Annotated in this window: 1 protein-coding gene; it reads right to left on the bottom strand. The window is 45.6% G+C overall.

Features of this window, described 5'->3' with window-relative positions:
* Positions 1 to 1133 (bottom strand): M3 family metallopeptidase (locus tag ACS8FC_RS14495; RefSeq protein ID WP_439297279.1); only part of this gene is annotated, 1133 nt, incomplete at its 3' end.
* Positions 1134 to 1200: the final 67 nt, after the last annotated feature.

Here is a 1200-nt window from a genome sequence, read left to right as displayed (position 1 = left end):
GACAAGCTAAACTCGCTTTGTTTTACTTTTTCAGCGATATAGGCGCTATCCCAAGGTTGCAATTCATCAATGCCATAATCCTGTGCGCATCTCTGTAACTGTGCTAAATCTTTCTGCGCGGCTGGGGTCGCTTGGGCCGCCAAGTCACGTAAGAATGTCTCTACTTCTAAGACACTGTCTGCCATCTTAGTCGATAGGGATACTTCAGCATAATTATCAAAGCCCAATAACTTGGCCTTTTGCTCACGTAATGTGAGAATTTGGCTCATGATGTAGGCATTGTTTAGTGACTCACCTTTAGCATTGGTATGCGTATCAAATTCAGAGGCGCGCGTGACATAAGCGTGATACAGCGTTTCCCGTAAGCTGCGGTCATCAGCGTGGGTCATAACTGCTAGGTATACAGGAATGTTCAAGCTTGCGACATAATAAGGCGTCGGGAGCGCGTCTATATCTGTTTGACTCAGGGTGCCATTAGCAAGCTCACGAGTCTTGTACTGTTCACCTGCATCTGCCAACAATGCCAAACCGCTCTCTGTTAAGCCTTTTAGCTGACTGTCTTCTAAAGGCAATGCAAAGGCTTGGGTTGCATCCAAAATATGATCTGAGAATGTCGCAGATAAGGTAGATAGCTCACTTTGAATAGCGGCAAATTTCTCTTGCTCAGTCTTAGGTAATGCCACCCCTGATAACTCAAAGCTACGTAGAGCCAGCTCGATCGCCCGCGCACGTGCAGGCTCAAGTGCCGCAAAAAACTCGGTATCATCAACGATCGTTTGATAGCGGGTAAAAAGTGGCTGATGTTGACCAACCCGTGTTCCGTAAGCCGATAATTTGGGCAGCAGCTCGTGGTGGACATGACGAATCTCATCGTTACTCATCACGCCATTGAGATGCGATAAGATTCCCCAACTACGATCTAGCGCCAGATTGATATGATCAAACTGCATCACATCTGCCAGTGCTTGCTCAGCGCTTAATTTTGAAATGTCAGTGCTATTGTCAGCCACCGCCGTCAAGTTATCTAAAAAACTATTGGCATCGTCGATAGCATTGATGACTTGGGTTTGTAATGTACTTGGCGCAGCATCGGTAAAATCAACAAGGCGCAAATCTGAAGAAGGAAGAGTCATAAAGGTATCCGATATTAATGATTATTATGAAAGAAACATTGGGCAAACGTAGCTCTTAAATCGCACT

The organism is Psychrobacter sp. 1Y4 (genome assembly GCF_051847555.1).
Note: the sequence above shows the minus strand (reverse complement) of the source record. Positions and strands in the feature narration are given on the sequence as shown.